The sequence below is a fragment of the Pseudoalteromonas ostreae genome, from assembly GCF_018069805.1.
Taxonomy (GTDB): domain Bacteria; phylum Pseudomonadota; class Gammaproteobacteria; order Enterobacterales; family Alteromonadaceae; genus Pseudoalteromonas; species Pseudoalteromonas ostreae.
This window is the reverse complement of sequence record NZ_JAGPYN010000055.1, coordinates 1-1,687: the sequence shown is the minus strand read 5'-3', so window position 1 is coordinate 1,687 and position 1,687 is coordinate 1. Positions and strand designations below refer to the sequence as shown.

Here is a 1,687-nt window from a genome sequence, read left to right as displayed (position 1 = left end):
TGTTAACATCATTAATAAAGTGTGCTCGCGCCCTGGCATTGGGCATGACAATGTTAATGTTGTAATTTAAATAAATTAATTTTAAATTTAATGTTGAATTTTTGTTTGTGCCCAATTAGACTGCCATTCTTGAAGTTTTAAATTATAGGACTGAAATAAAATTTTTTATATTGATATTATTATTCGCTTTTTCTTTTTCGCGTTATGGAATTTTAATAAAAGAAAATACATATGGAACACTTTCAAGTAATGGGACTAAAAATTTATTTATATTTAAAAGCAGAGTAGATAATATAGAAATAAAAGTAGACTCAGAAGGGCAGAAGCTAAATTATCCAGATGGAAGTTATATACACATTAAACCCAAAGAAAGTAAGATAACACGTTATAGTGCGCAGACACGGAAATCAGAAACTGTCCTTTTTAAAAACTTATATAAAACTCCTTGGCAAGTTAATAATCAAGTAAAAAATATAGGCGACTATTACGAAAGCTTTACTAAAACGCCCAATATGCCAACAATACCTGAAGAAGACTGTTATGATGGTCAAATTAAAGTTCCATGTGGATTTGGTAGCAATAGTTATAACCAGTTTGATGCATCAAAATTGTTTTCAGATTCGAGACAGATGAGCACTTCATCAGAATCTTGCAGTTCAGAGAGGTCTAATTTTAATAATAGAGCGTATAATGGACATAGCTCACTCTTTAGATGCACTTTAGGTACGGGGGTCATTCTTGTTGGTTCAGGCATGGCAACACTCGCATCATGCGTTATAGACCCAACTAAGTTAATATGTTCAGCAGCAGCTGTTGTATATGTTGGTTCAATAATAGCATATGAAGATAATAAGTTAGCTTGTAACGTAAGTTGGGAAGACTCACTTAATACCTTGAAAACTTGTGAAAAAGAGAACTCGGATGGTGATTCTAGTGGCGATAATGGTTCTGGTTCTGGCGGCTTAGGTGGCGGCGGCAGCGGCGGCAGCATATGTACTGAGCGAAGTCATCATTCAGTTTGTACTGGTGGCGGTTGTACTCGTTGGATTGAATATCAAGTTGTAGCTTGTTAAAAGTTAATAGCAACAGGTTTCTAATATTAGAAGCCTGTTGTGATTAGAATAACAATGGTGTTTAAATGATTTTCACAAAATTTTCATATTTCCGAAAAAATATTAGTACACTTAGAGCTTTAGCGCTTTTCTTAATTTTATGTATATCCTTTTTTAGTGATTTTTACTTAGTTACATTTTCTGTTTATTTAGCTATTGTTTTTTCAATAACATTAGATTTTAAGAAGTTTATATGTAATGAGTTTGATGATTTCACTTTGCGGTCTAACCTCTGTGTACAAAAGGTAATATGCGCACTTATTATAATTACCATATCAATTATATTTTTTTCTATACTCGAGGGGGTTGTAATTGGTTTGCTTCTAATATATTTTCTAACTTTATTGATTGTTATTTATTTTTATGTTTCTTTAAATAGGGTGGGGGAGTTGAGTTTAAGAGGTTGTAATATTCTTTCAAATATGAGTAAGTTAAATATATTTTCATTTGTAATTTATTTTTTATTCATGCCTATTGGAATTGTTTTTTCAGAAAGCTTTAATGGATTAGCTATTCATTGCTTAGTATCGTGTGTTCTTATAATCATTTTCTTAGATACTTATCATGTCAATGAT

1 protein-coding gene is annotated in these 1,687 nt (G+C 31.5%); it reads left to right on the top strand.

Annotated elements, in window-relative coordinates:
• Window positions 1-170 precede the first annotated feature (170 nt).
• Window positions 171-1,073: a hypothetical protein gene (locus J7338_RS20455; RefSeq protein WP_210798815.1), complete on the top strand. Its 903-nt coding sequence runs from the start codon at window positions 171-173 to the stop codon at window positions 1,071-1,073.
• Window positions 1,074-1,687: the final 614 nt, after the last annotated feature.